Annotated in this window: 14 protein-coding genes and 2 tRNA genes; 5 read left to right on the forward strand and 11 right to left on the reverse strand. The window is 69.9% G+C overall.

The window, feature by feature from the left end:
- Positions 1 to 8: 8 nt before the first annotated feature.
- Positions 9 to 920 carry a non-homologous end joining protein Ku gene (gene ku, locus ESP57_RS09090; protein WP_129231298.1) on the forward strand — a complete coding sequence of 304 codons (912 nt, stop codon included), beginning with the start codon at positions 9 to 11 and terminating at the stop codon, positions 918 to 920.
- A gap of 78 nt (positions 921 to 998) precedes the next feature.
- On the opposite strand, the gene ESP57_RS09095 is transcribed toward ku, so the two are convergent.
- Positions 999 to 1,439, reverse strand: coding sequence for a hypothetical protein (locus ESP57_RS09095; RefSeq protein WP_129231299.1), 441 nt, complete (start codon positions 1,437 to 1,439; stop codon positions 999 to 1,001).
- 255 nt (positions 1,440 to 1,694) lie between these two features.
- Between ESP57_RS09095 and ESP57_RS09100 the strand changes: the two genes are divergently transcribed.
- Positions 1,695 to 3,164 (forward strand): serine hydrolase domain-containing protein, encoded by a 1,470-nt coding sequence (locus tag ESP57_RS09100; protein ID WP_243648500.1) that lies wholly within the window; start codon positions 1,695 to 1,697, stop codon positions 3,162 to 3,164.
- A 47-nt stretch (positions 3,165 to 3,211) separates the two neighbouring features.
- Here ESP57_RS09100 and ESP57_RS09105 read toward each other — a convergent pair.
- The 6 genes from ESP57_RS09105 to serS form a co-directional block, all read right to left on the reverse strand.
- Positions 3,212 to 3,300: transfer RNA gene (locus ESP57_RS09105), tRNA-Ser, on the reverse strand.
- A 79-nt stretch (positions 3,301 to 3,379) separates the two neighbouring features.
- Complete coding sequence (locus ESP57_RS09110) at positions 3,380 to 4,678, reverse strand: LCP family protein (RefSeq protein ID WP_129231301.1); 1,299 nt, start codon at positions 4,676 to 4,678, stop codon at positions 3,380 to 3,382.
- A gap of 27 nt (positions 4,679 to 4,705) precedes the next feature.
- A tRNA-Ser gene (locus tag ESP57_RS09115) sits at positions 4,706 to 4,790 on the reverse strand.
- A gap of 195 nt (positions 4,791 to 4,985) precedes the next feature.
- Positions 4,986 to 6,257 (reverse strand): LCP family protein, encoded by a 1,272-nt coding sequence (locus ESP57_RS09120; protein WP_129231302.1) that lies wholly within the window; start codon positions 6,255 to 6,257, stop codon positions 4,986 to 4,988.
- A gap of 74 nt (positions 6,258 to 6,331) precedes the next feature.
- Positions 6,332 to 7,162, reverse strand: a complete 831-nt coding sequence (locus tag ESP57_RS09125; RefSeq protein ID WP_235507617.1) for an HAD family hydrolase — start codon at positions 7,160 to 7,162, stop codon at positions 6,332 to 6,334.
- Entirely contained in the window at positions 7,159 to 8,424 is a 1,266-nt protein-coding gene (serS, locus tag ESP57_RS09130; protein ID WP_129231303.1) for a serine--tRNA ligase, read from the reverse strand. Before serS ends, ESP57_RS09125 begins: the two co-directional genes overlap by 4 nt.
- Before the next feature lie 107 nt (positions 8,425 to 8,531).
- On the opposite strand from serS, the gene ESP57_RS09135 reads away from it, so the two are divergent.
- Positions 8,532 to 9,539, forward strand: coding sequence for a diacylglycerol/lipid kinase family protein (locus tag ESP57_RS09135; protein ID WP_056007767.1), 1,008 nt, complete (start codon positions 8,532 to 8,534; stop codon positions 9,537 to 9,539).
- Here ESP57_RS09135 and ESP57_RS09140 read toward each other — a convergent pair.
- From ESP57_RS09140 to pheA, 4 genes are read right to left on the reverse strand one after another with little or no spacing between them, the layout of a single operon-like run.
- Positions 9,496 to 10,389 (reverse strand): hypothetical protein, encoded by an 894-nt coding sequence (locus ESP57_RS09140; protein ID WP_129231304.1) that lies wholly within the window; start codon positions 10,387 to 10,389, stop codon positions 9,496 to 9,498. The genes ESP57_RS09135 and ESP57_RS09140 overlap by 44 nt on opposite strands.
- A 1-nt stretch (position 10,390) precedes the next feature.
- Positions 10,391 to 10,678 carry a hypothetical protein gene (locus ESP57_RS09145; protein WP_129231305.1) on the reverse strand — a complete coding sequence of 96 codons (288 nt, stop codon included), beginning with the start codon at positions 10,676 to 10,678 and terminating at the stop codon, positions 10,391 to 10,393.
- Positions 10,675 to 11,250, reverse strand: a complete 576-nt coding sequence (locus tag ESP57_RS09150) for a hypothetical protein (RefSeq protein WP_129231306.1) — start codon at positions 11,248 to 11,250, stop codon at positions 10,675 to 10,677. The genes ESP57_RS09145 and ESP57_RS09150 overlap by 4 nt, the downstream gene beginning before the upstream one ends.
- A gap of 27 nt (positions 11,251 to 11,277) precedes the next feature.
- A complete protein-coding gene (gene pheA, locus ESP57_RS09155; RefSeq protein ID WP_056006266.1) occupies positions 11,278 to 12,231 on the reverse strand; it encodes a prephenate dehydratase in 954 nt (317 codons plus the stop codon).
- 98 nt (positions 12,232 to 12,329) lie between these two features.
- Between pheA and ESP57_RS09160 the strand changes: the two genes are divergently transcribed.
- Positions 12,330 to 13,607 carry a DUF445 domain-containing protein gene (locus ESP57_RS09160; protein ID WP_129231307.1) on the forward strand — a complete coding sequence of 426 codons (1,278 nt, stop codon included), beginning with the start codon at positions 12,330 to 12,332 and terminating at the stop codon, positions 13,605 to 13,607.
- 27 nt (positions 13,608 to 13,634) lie between these two features.
- Complete coding sequence (pgm, locus tag ESP57_RS09165) at positions 13,635 to 15,260, forward strand: phosphoglucomutase (alpha-D-glucose-1,6-bisphosphate-dependent) (RefSeq protein ID WP_129231308.1); 1,626 nt, start codon at positions 13,635 to 13,637, stop codon at positions 15,258 to 15,260.
- Positions 15,261 to 15,264: the final 4 nt, after the last annotated feature.

A 15,264-nucleotide genomic window follows, 5' to 3' on the forward strand; every position in this document is an offset into this window, starting at 1 on the left:
CTGGAGGCATGCGAGCCGTCTGGAAGGGGGCGGTCACATTCGGCCTCGTCAATGTGCCCGTCAAGCTGTACAGCGCCACCGAAGACCACGACGTGTCACTGCACCAGGTGCACGACGAAGACGGTGGGCGCATCAGGTACCAACGCAAGTGCGAGGTCTGCGGCAAGGTCGTCGACTACAAGAACATCGACAAGGCGTACGACGACGGCGAGCAGACCGTCGTCATCACCGACGACGACCTGAAGTCGCTGCCAGCCGAGCGCAGCCGCGAGATCGAGGTCGTCGAGTTCGTGCCGAACGACCAGATCGACCCGATCATGTTCGATCGCAGCTACTACCTCGAGCCCGATTCCGCCTCGTCGAAGGCGTACGTGCTGCTGCGCGAGACCCTCGAGTCGACCGACCGCACCGCGATCGTGCAGATGGCGCTGCGGCAGAAGACCCGGCTCGCGGCGCTGCGCGTGCACGGTGACGTGCTCATGGTGCAGACGCTGCTCTGGAGCGACGAGGTGCGCGCCGCCGAGTTCGCCTCGCTCTCCGAGCCGGTCAAGATCTCGGCGAAGGAGCTCGACCTCTCGAAGCAGCTCGTCGAGAGCCTCGTCTCCGACTTCGACCCCGAGCAGTACGTCGACGAGTACCAGCAGGAGCTGCGCACCCTCATCAAGGCGAAGCTCGAGCAGGGCGAGGGCATCGACACCGCCGCGACGTTCGGCGAGGAGCCCGAGGAGGAGACCGGCGGCGAGGTCATCGACCTCATGGAGGCGTTGCGCCAGTCGATCGCGGCGAAGCGCGAGGCGGGCGACTCTGGCGGCAAAGGCGCGAAGGGCGCTGCGAAGGGCACGGGGAAGAAGAAGGCGGCGGCCAAGTCCTCACAAGGCGAGAAGAAGACGACCACGCGAAAGCGCGCGGCCTCCGAGTGAACGGATGCCGCGCGCTCATCGCGTGCGTGCGGTTCGGTGACCTTCAGCGTGCTGCCGGAGGCGCCCCTTCGTCGAACGCTATTCGGCGGTGCACACCTCGGTGACCTTGACCGCAGCGGCCTGGATGTCCTCGGTCTGCGCGGCCTGGGCGTCGGCGTCGATCTCGGCGCCCGCCTCGACCTCGGCCTCGGTGGGCAGCGTCTCGGCCCAGTCGCTCGCGGCGTCGATCTTCTCGTCGAACGTGTCGAGCGCATCCGCGAGGGCCGAGTCGTCGGCGGCCTGCTCGTCGAGCGCGTCGACGCGCTCGGAGAGCTCGTCGAGGTAAGCCTGGAGTTCAGCCGGGTCGGATGCGGTCAGGATCGCGTTCTGCGCCCCGTTCGAGATGTCGCGCACCTCGACGCGGACGACCTCGCAGTCGTCGGCGGGCGCGCTCGCCTCGGTGCCGCCGCCAGTGGCGCAGCCCGAGAGCAGCAGGGCGCCCGCGAAGACGAGCGCAGTGGAAGTGATGATTCGTTGCATATGCAATGCCCCCAGATCGTTGAACCAGAAAAGTCTACTCAGGCTCGCCGACACGCGCTCTGGAGCACGTGCTCACCACCACACCAGAGAAACAGCCCGATGGCCACGACGTGCCCGGCCCGGGCTCGCGTGCCGCTCACGCTCCAGCGGTCTCACGTGTGCCAGTGTGTTTTCATCCGGTCGCCCGCACGCGTGGGTGCAGTTGTCTCTCGAGCCGAGGCATCCACCGCTGAGCGAAGGAAGACTGCCGTGAACATGCGCACCCCGCGACGCCGTCGGCATCGATCTCTGACGGCGACGGCAGCAGCGACCGCGGCGATCGCAGCGCTCTCGACGAGCGCGGTCGCACCCGCCCTGGCCTCGGATCAGCCGCCCGTGAACATCGTGGAGATGACGCCCGAGCTGACGAAGAAGATGCAGCACGAGGTGGACACCTTCTTCGCGAAGCACGACCTGCCCGGACTCTCCGTGGCGGTGGTCACTCCCGCCCGGGCCGGGTCGGATCCCGTGATCACGACGTTCGTCGCGGGCACTCCGACGCTGGGCTCATCTGAGCTGGTCGACGCCACGACGCAGTTCGAGCTCGGCTCGGAGACGAAGGTGTTCACGGCCGACCTCCTGGCCTACCTCGTCGCAACCGACCGGGTCTCGCTCGACGACCCGGTGCAGCTCTTCGCGCCTGCCGGGGTGGAGGTACCGGAGTGGACCGACCCGCAGACCGGCGCCACGACCGCGATCACGCTGGGCGACCTCGCCACCCACCAGGCGGGTCTGCTCGACGCGCCCCCGAATCTCGGCGCGGGCTGCGGCGCTGACCCCGGATGCGAGAATCCGCGCCCGGGCTACACGCAGACCATGCTGTGGGATGCGTTCGCGCAGCCCTGCCTGAACGGCCAGCCGTGCCCGATGTATCAACCGGGGACCGACTGGCTCTACTCCGATTGGGGGTTCGGCCTGCTCGGCACGATCCTCGCGAACGTGCTCGACCCCGTCATCGAGACGGAGCCGCCGGCTTACCAGTCCGCGCTCGACCAGGCGTTCCTCGATGCGCTGGGAATGTCGTCGACGGAGCTCGAGTTCCATGGGGACGGGCGCCTGGCCACTCCATACAAGGCAGACGGAACGAACGCGTTCCATTGGGACAACACGAACGCGATCAGCGGTGCCGGCGGCCTCATCTCCGACGCGACCGACATGGGCACGTGGGTCGCCGCACACCTCGGATACGTTCCGTCGACCGCGCCGATCGGCGTGCAGGCGATGGCGGACACGCTTCAGCCGATCAGCGACATCACCATGAGCTGTTCGATTCCCGATCAGTGCGGGCCCGCCCACTTCCAGATGGGCCTGGGATGGGAGCTCCACCACGCCGCGACCCATGATGTCGGGGCGGCGTGGGCATTCAAGAACGGCTTGACGGACGGCTCCAGCACCGACACGGCCCTCGCTCCGAGCCTGCGCGTGGGCGTCACGACGATGTACAACAAGCGCCTGTCGGACACCGACCAGGGCCTGCCGCTCGCCATCACGCTCCTCAAGCTGCTCGTCGCCGACCAGCCCGCTCCCGAACCGGCGCCGAGCGCTGCGCCGCAGGCAGCTCTCGCGGAATCGGGTCAACCCACGGCCGAACTCATCGTGCCGGGGATGATGGCGGCAGGCTTCGTCGCCATCGGGCTCCTGCTGATCATTCGACGTCGCGGCCACGGCCGCAGAAGCACGCGGTGACTCGACGACCGCGAGAATCCTGGCATGCAGGTCTCAGGGAGAAAGTGCGGAGACGAGGGGATTTGAACCCCTGGTCCCCTTACGGGGACTCCACCTTAGCAGGGTGGTGCACTCGGCCGGACTATGCGACGTCTCCTCGCGCGCACTTGCGTGACACGCGAAAATCATCATAACCCGACCTTGCCTCGGATGACGATTCGGCCGAACCGACCGGTCTACTGGTCGTCGAGCGTGCGGCCGGCGGAGCATCGCGTCTCGGCGGCGGTCTGCCCCGTGACGTCGCTCGGCAGCGCCTCGACGGTCGGCGCTGGCGCCGCGGGATCCGCCGCAGGATCCGCCGCAGGCGCCTCGCCCTCGACCGGAGCCTCGGCCACCGGGGCCGCATCGACCGCGGTCGGGTCGCCAGCCGAGGCGAACGAGGCCTCCTGCGACGCAGGATCGAACGTCACGGGCAGGTCGTTCTGCAGGGCGACGCGAATCGCCTCCGCCGACTCCGCCGGCACCTGCGCGCCGTCGGCGCTGTAGGTGGGGTACTGGATGAAGGCGATCTTGTCGAGATCGGTGTCTTTCAGCGCCTTCGCGATCGAGATCATCGTGTTGGGGTTCATGAGGCTGTCGGACAGCTGCATGTTCGCGAGCGCCGCCTTCGCGATGCCGTAGAGCTTGACCGGATCGCTCAAGGTTCCGTTCGACTGCAGCGTTCGAGCCAGTGACGACATGAAGACCTGCTGATTCGAGATGCGCCCGAGGTCGCTGCCGTCGCCGACGCCGTGGCGGGTGCGGAGGAACTGCAGCGCCTGGATGCCGGCGAGCTCGTGCATGCCGGCGGGAAGGTAGAGGTCGGTGTGCTCGTCTTCGATCGGCTCAGCGACGCACACGGGGACGCCGCCGACAGCCTCGGACAGACCGGCGACGCCCATGAACTGCACGGTGCCGGCGAACGGAATGGTCACGCCGACGAGCTGCTCGACGGTCTTCACGACGCACGGCATGCCGCCGAGCGAGAGCACCGAGTTGATCTTCACGCCGTACTGCTCCGACAGTGGATCACCGGCCGGGTCCGCCGGATCGACGCACTCCGGTACGTCAACTAGCATGTCGCGCGGGAAGCTGATCACCGAGGCGTTCGAGTGGTCTTCCGAGATGTGCATGAGCATCGTGACGTCGTTGAGGACCGCCGTCTCCTCGTCGGGGTCGCCGAAGCCGTCGCCCTGACCTTCACGGCTGTCGCTGCCGATGAGCAGCAGGTTCACGCCGCCCGGCATCGCGCCGATGTCGGGCACGCCCTCGAGCACGTCTTCGTTGCCGAGCGTGACCGTGGGCTTCGCGGTGTTGGCGAGATCCCATGCGGCGTACGCCGCGACCGCGGAGCCGGACACCAGCGCAACGGCGAGGACCGAGGCCGTCGCCTTGCCGATCGTCTTCCAGATGGAACGTCGCTTGAGTCGTCCGTGCCGGACGACAGGGGTCGACCCCACGGCGCGTCGTGCACTCGAGCGCAGTTCGTCTGCCACCGCTGTCCTTTCGTCTCGTCGGTCTCGCGGAGGGCGTGGGATTCGAACCCACGAGGCATTGCTGCCCACTGGTTTTCAAGACCAGCTCCATCGGCCGCTCGGACAGCCCTCCATGCCCGCGCGACGCACCCGGAGGTGCTCGATCGTGCAGACAGGCCCGATTCTAGCCGAAGCATGTTTCAGCCAGACTTCGAACCGAAGCAGGTCTCCGTCGGATCTCCAGCCGAAGCATGTTTCAGACAGCCTCGCAGGCCAGTCTGAAAAGGTGCTGAAGCGCGCTGGGTGGGGTGATCGGGGAGCCCCCGGATCAGCCCTCGTTGGCCTTCGCGCACCGCACGGTGTCACCGGTGATGCCCGTCACGTCACCGGGCAGCGGAGCGGTCGGCGGCGCGCTCGCCTCGGCAGGCGGTGCCTCTGCCGAGCCGTCGGCGGGCGGAGCGGCCGGGTCGGCGACCGTGCCGAACTCCGAGTTGTCGATGGCGGTCGGGTCGATCACCAGCGGCTGATCGGCCTGCAGCGCGGCGTTCACCGCCTCGGCGGACTCGGCCGGGAGCACCCGAGTGCGGTCGTCGGAGTATTCGGTCGGGTACTGCACGAACGCGATCTTCGACAGGTCGACGTCGGCGAGGGTGCGAGCGATCGAGACGAGCGTCGTCGGATTCTGGAGCGCGTTGGAGAGCTCCATGTTCGAGAGCATCGCCTTGGCGATCGAGTAGAGCTTCACCGGGTCGCTGAGCGTTCCGTCGCTCTGCAGCGTTCGTGCGAGCGAGGCGAGGAAGGCCTGCTGGCTGGCGATGCGGCCGAGGTCGCTGCCATCGCCGACGCCATGCCGGGTGCGAAGGAAGGCGAGCGCCTCGTACCCCGAGATGCTGTGCGTGCCGGCATCGAGGTGCAGGCCCGAATAGTCGTCGTCGACCCGGTCGGCGAGGCAGACCTCGACACCGCCGACGGCTTCGGACAGCGCCGCCACGCCGTTGAACTCGACGACACCCGCGACCGTGATCGGGACCCCGGTCAGCTGGCTGATCGTGCTGACGACGCACCCGAGTCCGCCGTGGCCGAGCACGCTGTTGAGGGGCACGCCCGACATCGACGAGAGCGGCCCGCTCTCGGGGTCGACCGGATCGGGGCACTCGGGCACCGGCACGATCATGTCGCGCGGGAAGCTGACGACTTCGACGTGCGAATGATCCTGCGAGATGTGCAGCAGCATCGTCACGTCGTTGAGAACGGCGGAGTCCTCTTCAGGGTCGCCGAAGGATCCGTCGGCGGGACGCTTGTCGCTGCCGACGAGCAGGAAGCTGAGCCCGCCCTCCATGGCACCGATGTCGGGCACCCCGGCGAGCAGATGCTCGTCCTCGAGTTCGGTGCCGGGCTTGATCGACTGCACGAGATCGACGGCGGCGTACGCGGCGATCGACGTCGCGGCCACGGCAAGCACGGCGATGACGGATGCCGCGAGCTTCAGGTACGTCGAAGCGGCGCCGTGCTTCGGCAGCCGACCGTGCCTCGGCACCGTCGCCGGCTCGGCGGCAACCGCCTGATCGGCAGCGGCCTGCTGTTCGCCCGAATCGCTCATCGCACCCCCTCTGACTGGCCGATTCTATGCTGGCGGCCTCGGAGGTTCCCGTCACGCGCGCAGCGGCCCGGCCGTCATGGCAGCGAGTCGAGCACCGCCGCGAGCCCGGCCTCGTCGACCGGGCCCCCCACCTCGTTCGCGGCTTCGCGCACCTCGTCGGGCGCCTGGCCCATCGCGACGGCGCGGCCCGCAGCGCCCGCCCATGCGAACATCTCGAGGTCGTTGCGGCCGTCGCCGGCAGCCAGTACCCGGTCGTTCGGCAGGTCGAGCCACCCTCTGACCCGTTCGAGCGCGGTCGCCTTGTTGACGCCGTCGGGCGCGATGTCGAGCCAGGCGGTCCAGCCGATGGCGTAGCTCACGTGGTGCAGGCCCATCTGGTCGACGATGCCGAAGAACTCATCGAGTCCGTGCTCGAGGCTCGTGACCACGACACGCGTCGCGCGCTGATCGAGCAGCTCCTCGAAGCGCACCTCGCGGGCGTTCTCGAGGTTCCACTCGGTCATGCCCTCGGTGTAGAGGCGGTAGCCGTCGGGCAGTTCGACCATGAACTTGCCGGAGGGCAGGAACCCGCGGATGCGCTCGAGCACGAGCGTCGGGTCGAAGGTCTCGACGTGGCGACGGAGGTACCCGCCGGGGGCCGAGTCGTCGCGCTGCATCGTGATGGCACCGTTCGCGCACACCACGTACTCGGGCGTGAGGCCGAGCTGCTCGAGCACGGGCGCGGTCGTCGCCCACGAGCGCCCGGTCGCGAGCGTCACGATGTGGCCCCGGTCGCGTGCTGCGGCGACGGCCACGACGACCTCGGGGTCGATCGAGCCGTCTTCGTGCATGATGGTGCCGTCGACGTCGAGCGCGACGAACCACTGCTCGTCGACGTCGAGCCGCGGCATCCGCTCGATGCTCATGCGATCGGCTCGAGCACCTCGAGACCGCCGAGGTAGCCGCGAAGCGCCTCGGGCACCACGACCGAACCGTCAGCCTGCTGGTGGGTCTCGAGGATCGCGACGAGCCAGCGCGTGGTCGCGAGCGTGCCGTTGAGCGTCGCGACGGGCGCCGTCTTGCCGCTCTCGGTGCGGTGGCGGATGTCGAGGCGGCGCGCCTGGAACGTCGTGCAGTTCGAGGTCGAGGTGAGCTCGCGGTAGGCGTTCTGCGTGGGCACCCAGGCCTCGACGTCGTACTTGCGGGCTGCGCTCGAACCCAGGTCGCCCGCCGCGGTGTCGATCACGCGGTACGAGAGCCCGAGGTCTTGCAGCATTCCCTCTTGCCAGCCGAGCAGGCGCTCGTGCTCGGCCTCGGCGTCGGCCGGGTCGATGTAGGTGAACATCTCGAGCTTGTTGAACTGGTGCACCCGGATGATGCCCCGAGTGTCTTTGCCGTGGCTGCCGGCCTCGCTGCGGTAGCAGGTCGACCAGCCGGCGTAGCGGATCGGGCCGTTCGAGACGTCGATGATCTCGTCGGCGTGGTAGCCGGCGAGCGCGACCTCGCTCGTGCCCGTGAGGTAGAGCTCCTGCTCGGGCAGGTAGTAGACCTCGTCGGAGTGGGCGCCGAGGAACCCGGTGCCCTGCATGATCTCGGGGCGCACGAGCGTGGGCGTGATGAGCGGGGTGAAGCCCGCCGCGATCGCCCGGTCGAGGCCCATGTTCATGAGTGCGATCTCGAGGCGCGCCCCGATGCCCTTGAGGTAGTGGAAGCGCGCGCCCGAGACCTTGGCACCGCGCTGCATGTCGATCGCGTCGAGCAGCTCGCCGATCTCGAGGTGATCGCGCGGCTCGAAGTCGAACGCCGGGATCTCGCCGACTTCGCGCAGCACGATGAAGTCGTCTTCGCCGCCGGCCGGCACGCCGTCGATGACGATGTTGCCGAGCCGCTGCACCGCGAGCGTGAACTCGGCCTCGGCGTCGCCCGCGGCCTGGTTCGCGGCCTTCACGCGCGCGGCGAGTTCCTGCGCCTCCGCCACGAGGGCGGCCTTGGCGTCTTTCGGCGCCTGCGCGACCTGCTTGCCGAACGCGTTCTGCTCGGCTCGGAGCGCTTCGAACACCGTGATGGCCGTGCGCCTCGCGGCATCGGCCTCGACCGCAGCGTCGACGAGCGCCACGGACTCGCCACGGAGCTCTTGCGAGCGCTTGATGAGGTCGGGGTTCTCGCGAAGCAGCACGGGATCGATCACCCGAGCAAGTCTAGCCGCGGCATCCGACCGCCTGATCTGCGGTTCCGCCGAACGCGGTCGCAGGCCGCCGGGGTGAATTCACGGCGCGATGCAATACCGTGGGCTGCGTGACGGCAGAACAGCAGGGGGCAGCGGATGTCGCGGGCCGACGCCCGCGGGCGGCCGTGATCTTCAATCCGACGAAGCAGGGCGTCGAGGCCCTCCGCGCCGCCGTCGGCGCGGCCGAGGAGCGCCAGCACTTCGCTCCGACGCTGTGGATCGAGACCGAGGCCGACGACCCCGGCAAGGGCATGGCGCGCGAGGCGATCGAGGCGGGCGTCGACCTCGTGATCGCCGCGGGGGGCGACGGAACCGTGCGCTCGGTCGCCGCCGGCCTGCGCGGCACCGGCGTGCCGCTCGGACTCGTGCCCATCGGCACGGGCAACCTCTTCGCCCGCAACCTCGAGATCCCCGTCAGCGACCAGGCCGACGCCGTCGTGCTCGCCTTCGCGGGCCTCGACCGCGCCGTCGACGTCATCGTGGCCGACGTCACCCGCCCCGACGGAAGCGAGGAGACCCACGTCTCGCTCGTGATGAGCGGCATCGGCATCGACGCCGCGATGATCTCGAACACGAACCCCGACCTGAAGAAGCGCGTCGGCTGGCTGGCCTACGTCGACGCGGGCCTGCGGGCGCTGCCGGCGTCGAAGCCGTTCCGCGCCGTGCACCGGGTCGACACCGGCCGGCACCACCGTTCGAAGGTCTCGAGCATCCTCGTCGCGAACCTCGGCTACCTGCCGGGCAACATCGAGTTGATCCCCGACGCCGAGATCGACGACGGGCGCCTCGACGTGGTCGTGCTGGCGCCGCGCAACCTGTTCGGCTGGCTCCTCATCTGGCGCAAGGTCACCTGGGAGAACCGTGTGCTGCGGAAGTCGGCCCTCGGCCGGCAGTTCCTCGACCTCACGGGCGGCAACCGGCGCAGCGAGATCGTCTACCTGCGCGGTCGCGCCGTCGACCTCGAGATCGAGGGCGACGCCGAGGAGTTCGAGATCGACGGCGACGAGTTCGGGCTCGTGACCGCGGCGCGGTTCACGGTCGATCCGGCGGCGCTGATCGTCCGCGTCCCGCGGTGAGCGTCGCGCGTCGCACCTCGACCGCGACGAGCGCCACGAACGCCGCGATCGCGGCGAGCGCGAGCGATCCGACGAGGGACTGGGCGAACTGGCCGAGCTCGATCCGGGCGAACACCTCTGCCTGATCGGCGACGTCGGCGGGGTTCCCGTTCCCGTCGAGCATGAGGCTGCCGTTCGCGTTCGACCCCTCGAAGACCCTGCCGATGGCCCACAGGACCCCGATGACGGCGACCGCGGCGATGCCGACGAGCGCCCACCACGCGGCCCTTCGACCGAACCGCGGACCACCGCCCTCGGTGGCCGCGTCGTCGCCCCGGGTGGGCATGAGCGCTGCGACCGCGGTCACGACGACGACGCCCATCGCGCCGGCCGTGAGCAGTGACGGTGCCAGCGTCCAGCCGAGTTCCCTGAGCCACTGGTCCTCGTTCGAGAACGATCCCGTCGAGTACCCGATGTCGGAGCTCACGATCCACGACAGGAGAGCCCCGGCTGCGAACACCGCTGCCGTGACCGCCCATCCGGCGATGAGCCAGGCGCGCACCGACGGGCCCGAGGCCCCGGGCTCGGGGGCGAACACGTCGGAGTCCTCGCGCGTCTCGACCGACACGGGCAGCGGATCGGGATCGGATGTCGCACCAGCCGTCGGGGCCGGGGCTGCGGGCTCGGGCACGGGCACGGGCGCCGCCACCGTCTCTGCGGCGGTCACCGGCACCGGCACCGGATCGCGAGGGTCGGCGATCGGCTTCTCCGCAGGCGCGACCGGCACAGCATCCGTCTCCCGCCCGGAGTACCCGCGCTGGTAGCGCGGGTCGAACCGCGGATCGAGACCGCTCGCAGGGTCGTCGGTCACGTCAGCCCCTCGGGTCTGGGCGGATCGTCCGACGACGGCTCGCGGAGGCGATCACCAGGATGCCGAGCACTGCTGCCACTCCGACGAAGGTCGCGATCGGTGGGAGGGAGCCGCTGATGCGCATGAGGCGGAACTGCCAGAGCTGTTCCTCGCTCGGTTCGCCGGTCCAGCTCATCCCGTCTTGGCTGGTCATGCTCATCTGGACACCCCAGACCGTGCCGATCACGGAGATGAACACCACTGCGGCGAGCACGATCAACGCCGGGTTCGCGAGGAGCCGGCGCATCACGGCCGGCCCCCGGTTTCCGTCGCCGCGGCACCGAAGATGCGCGCCGTGCCTCGCGCATGACGGACACCGGTCCACACGAGCATCCCCACGAGGCCGAGCAGCCCAGCTTGCACGAGCGAGGGCGCGAGGAGCCAGGCCGTCGTCTGGAGCACCTGATCGGAACCCGTGCTCGGCCCGTAGAAACTCACGGTCGAGATGCCCGACCAGAAGAGTCCCACCCCGGCGACGAGGGCGGTCGCGGCGACGACCCACGCCGCCACGAATGCGATGTCGGCGCGCTCCTGCACCGACGGTTCGGGATCGGCGATCCACCCCGCGAACGCCTCGGGGCCGTCATCGCCGGCCACCGGCCGCTCCGCGAGCGCTCCGGCGGGATCGACCCCGCGATCGCGCGACGGCGCGATCAGCGAACGCATCGACTCCGGCGGCTCGGGCACCCGTGACACCGCCGGCAGCGGCGCGGCGGCGGCATCCGCTCGGGTGGCGGCATCCGAGCCCGCGTGTCCGGTGTACCCGCGCTGGTAGCGCGGGTCGAACCGGGGGTCGATTCCAGTCGTGGCGCCTTCGCTCACTGAGCTCCTCGGGTCAGGGCTTCCCGATCAGTCGGGTTCGCCGCTCAAGAGGCCCCGCAGCCAGTCGCGCGCCTCGATGAAGATGCCGTCATCGTACTTCGAGTGATACGCGACCGTCTGCTCGTCGGCCCGCGGATAGGAGCCGAGGAAGATCACGTTGGGGCTCGTGCGCCGGAGGCCGAGCAGGGCGTCGGCGACGCGCTCGTCGGCGATGTGCCCGTCGACGTCGACGACGAACCGGTAGCGGCCGAGGGCATCGCCGATGGGCCGCGACTGGATGAGCGAGAGGTTCACGCCCCGGGTCGAGAATTGCTCGAGCATCGCGAGCAGGGCGCCCGGCTCGTCGTCGGGCAGCTCGACGATGAGGCTCGTCTTGTCCGCGCCGGTCGGCTCGGGCAGTTCGCGCGAACGGCTGACGAGCACGAAGCGCGTGACGGCGTTGGGGTTGTCGCCGATGTCACGGGCGAGCACGTCGACGTCGAGGTGGTCGGTGATGCCGGGCGGCGCGACGGCCGCGTCGGCCTGGCTGCCTTCGAAGAGGGATGCCGCGGCGGAGACGTTGCTCGTCGCGGGGATGTGCCCGTGGTTCGGCAGCTCGCGCTCGAGCCACCCGCGCGACTGGGCGTAGGCGACGGGGTGGGCGTTCACGACGCGAACGTCGGCCAGCGCGGTGCCCGGCCGGGCGACGAGCACGAAGTTCACCGGCACGAGGTACTCGCCGAGGATGCGGAGGCCGGGCACGGTCGCGAGGGCGTCCTGCGTGGCCGAGACACCGCCGTCGACCGAGTTCTCGATCGCGATCATGGCGGCCGTCGAGCGGCCGCTCGTGACGTCGGCGAGCGCTTCGCCGACGTTGTTGACGCCGCGCCAGTGCTTTCCGGATGCCGCGGCGACCTGCTTCAGCGCCGCCTCGGTGAACGTGCCCGCCGGCCCCAGGTAGGAGTAGGTCTCCTCGGGCGGTGTGGGCGCGGCATCCGTCATGCAGGCCAGCCTAGCCACCGGGTCATGGGCGAGCGGCTAGCGTCGACACCGTGCGACGCGGTTCGATCGCGGAGCGCCTCGCACGTGAGGAGGGACCGATGACCACGATCGACGCGAACCGGACCGTGCCCACCGATGCCGAACGGCTCGCGGCGCTGCGACGCATGAAGCGCGTCGCGACCGGACTGCTCGTCGTCGCGGCGGTCGTCTTCGCGGTGTCGTTCTCCCTGCAGGACGAGGTGCCGTGGCTCGCCTACGTACGCGCGGCCGCCGAGGGCGCCATGGTCGGCGCGATCGCCGACTGGTTCGCGGTGACGGCGCTGTTCCGCCATCCGCTCGGCATCCCCATCCCGCACACCGCGATCATCCCGAGGCGCAAGGACGAGATCGGCGCGACGCTCGGAGCGTTCGTCGAGCACGAGTTCCTCTCCGACGAGGTCGTGCTCGGCAAGCTCCGCTCGATCGGCATCGCCCGCCAGCTCGGCGGCTGGCTCGCGACGCCCGCCAATGCCGAGCGGCTGACCGCCGAGGCATCCGTCGCCGCACGCGGCGTGCTGACCCTGCTCGGCGACGACGACGTCGAGGACGTGATCGAGCGGCTCGCCCGCCGCCACCTGTTCGAGCCCGATTGGGGCCCGGCGATCGGCCGGGTCGGCGCGCGGCTCGTGGCCGCCGACCAGCAGCGGGCCGCCGTGGACGTCGTGCTCGAGAAGGCCGAGGCGTGGCTCGAGGCGCATCCCGAGGCGTTCGGCAGCATGGTCTCCGACCGTCTCCCCCGCTGGCTTCCCGGCTTCGTCGACCGGCTCGTCGACGACCGCGCCTCCCGGGAAGTGCTCGCGTTCGTCCGCGCCGTGCGTGCCGATCCCGCGCATCCGCTGCGCCTCGCGATCGACCGCTACCTCGCAGAGCTCGCCGACGAGCTGCAGCACGACCCGGCGATGATCGCGCGCGTCGAGCACCTCAAGGCCGAGCTGCTCGCGAGCCCGCGCGTGCGCGAGTTCGCCGGCGAGGCGTGGGCCTCGGTGAAGGCGACGCTCGACGCCGCGCTCGCCGACCCGTCGAGCGAGCTGCGGGCCGGCCTCACCTCGGCGGTCGTCGAGGTCGGCGCACGGCTCGTCGTCGATGAGCAGCTCGCCGGCAAGGTCGACGCGTGGGTGACGGATGCCGCGGCCTACGTCGTGCGCAACTACCGCCACGAGATCGCGGGGGTCATCACCGAGACCGTCGAACGCTGGGATCCCCGGGAGACGACCGAGAAGCTCGAGCTGCAGGTCGGGCGCGACCTGCAGTTCATCCGCATCAACGGCACCGTCGTCGGCGCGCTCGCCGGGCTCGCCATCTACTCGATCGCCACTGCGGTGCACGCCCTCGTCTGAGCCGCCGCTCGGTGCCAGACTGGTCGCATGCACGAGCGCGCAGGCACCCCGGCCATCGAATCCGACCTCATCGACGTGGAGGCCCTCGTGAGGGCCTACTACGAGCTGCATCCGGATGCCTCGGTGCCCGAGCAGCGCGTCGCCTTCGGCACCTCGGGCCACCGCGGCTCGGCCTTCAACACGGCGTTCAACGAAGACCACATCCTCGCGATCACGCAGGCGATCGTCGAGTACCGCGCCTCGCAGGGCATCACCGGCCCCCTGTTCATCGGCGCCGACACGCATGCGCTGAGCGCCCCGGCGCAGACGACCGCACTCGACGTGCTCGTCGCCAACCGAGTGCGCGTGCTCGCCGACGAGTTCGACGACTACGTGCCGACGCCGGCGCTCTCGCACGCGATCCTGAAGTGGAACAACGACCCGGCCAAGCGCGCAGAGGGCGAGGCCGACGGCATCGTCATCACGCCGTCGCACAACCCGCCCCAAGACGGCGGGTTCAAGTACAACCCGCCGCACGGCGGGCCCGCCGACTCGGACGCCACGAAGTGGATCGCCGACCGCGCCAACGAACTCATCGCGGGCGGCCTGAAGGACGTCAAGCAGGCCGAGCCGAGCGGCGTCGAGACCTACGACTTCCGCGGCAACTACGTGGACGACCTCGCGAACATCATCGACTTCGACGCGATCCGCGAATCCGGCATCCGCATCGGGGCCGACCCCCTCGGCGGGGCATCCGTCTCGTACTGGGGCGCGATCCGCGACCGCTACGAGCTCGACCTGACCGTCGTGAACGAGCGCGTCGACCCCGCCTGGTCGTTCATGACGCTCGACTGGGACGGCAAGATCCGCATGGACCCGTCATCGCCGAGCGCCATGGCCTCGGTGCTCGCGCACGAGGGATACGACATCCTCACGGGCAACGACGCCGACGCCGACCGGCACGGCATCGTCACGCCCGACGGCGGACTCATGAACCCCAACCACTACCTCGCCGTCGCGATCGAGTACCTGTTCGCGCACCGACCCGAATGGCGAGCGGATGCCGCGATCGGCAAGACCCTCGTCTCGAGCTCGATGATCGACCGGGTCGCCGCGGCGCTCGGCCGTCGCCTCTGGGAGGTGCCGGTCGGCTTCAAGTGGTTCGTGCCCGGACTCGTCGACGGCTCGGTCGGCTTCGGTGGTGAAGAGAGCGCGGGCGCCTCGTTCCTGCGCTTCGACGGCACCGTCTGGACGACCGACAAAGACGGCATCCTGCTCTGCCTGCTCGCGTCCGAGATTCGCGCGGTCACCGGGAAGTCGCCGTCGGCGCTCTACGCGGAGCTCGCCGAGCGCTTCGGCAACCCCGCCTACGAGCGCACGGATGCCGCGGCATCCGCTGCCCAGAAGGCGGCCCTCGGCAAGCTCGACGGCGACGCCATCCCGGCGACGGAGCTCGCGGGCCAGCCGATCACGGCGAAGCTCTCGCATGCGCCGGGCAACGGAGCGGCGATCGGCGGCGTGAAGGTCGAGACGGCCGACGCGTGGTTCGCGGCCCGCCCGAGCGGTACTGAAGACGTCTACAAGATCTACGCCGAGTCGTTCAAGGGGCCGGAGCACCTGCGGCTCGTGCAGGCCGAGGCGAAGGCGATCGTCGACGGGGCGCTCGGGGGCTGAGCGG

Source organism: Agromyces fucosus, assembly GCF_004134865.1.
In the GTDB taxonomy this organism is placed as follows: Bacteria; Actinomycetota; Actinomycetes; order Actinomycetales; family Microbacteriaceae; genus Agromyces; species Agromyces fucosus.

Bases quoted from the DNA above. Each gene is read 5' to 3' on its own strand.
- ku (WP_129231298.1), top strand. From the start codon at position 9: ATGCGAGCCGTCTGGAAGGGGGCGGTCACATTCGGCCTCGTCAATGTG.
- ESP57_RS09095 (WP_129231299.1), bottom strand. From the start codon at position 1,439: ATGCAACGAATCATCACTTCCACTGCGCTCGTCTTCGCGGGCGCCCTG.
- ESP57_RS09100 (WP_243648500.1), top strand. From the start codon at position 1,695: ATGCGCACCCCGCGACGCCGTCGGCATCGATCTCTGACGGCGACGGCA.
- ESP57_RS09120 (WP_129231302.1), bottom strand. From the start codon at position 6,257: ATGAGCGATTCGGGCGAACAGCAGGCCGCTGCCGATCAGGCGGTTGCC.
- ESP57_RS09125 (WP_235507617.1), bottom strand. From the start codon at position 7,162: ATGAGCATCGAGCGGATGCCGCGGCTCGACGTCGACGAGCAGTGGTTC.
- pheA (WP_056006266.1), bottom strand. From the start codon at position 12,231: ATGACGGATGCCGCGCCCACACCGCCCGAGGAGACCTACTCCTACCTG.
- ESP57_RS09160 (WP_129231307.1), top strand. From the start codon at position 12,330: ATGACCACGATCGACGCGAACCGGACCGTGCCCACCGATGCCGAACGG.
- pgm (WP_129231308.1), top strand. From the start codon at position 13,635: ATGCACGAGCGCGCAGGCACCCCGGCCATCGAATCCGACCTCATCGAC.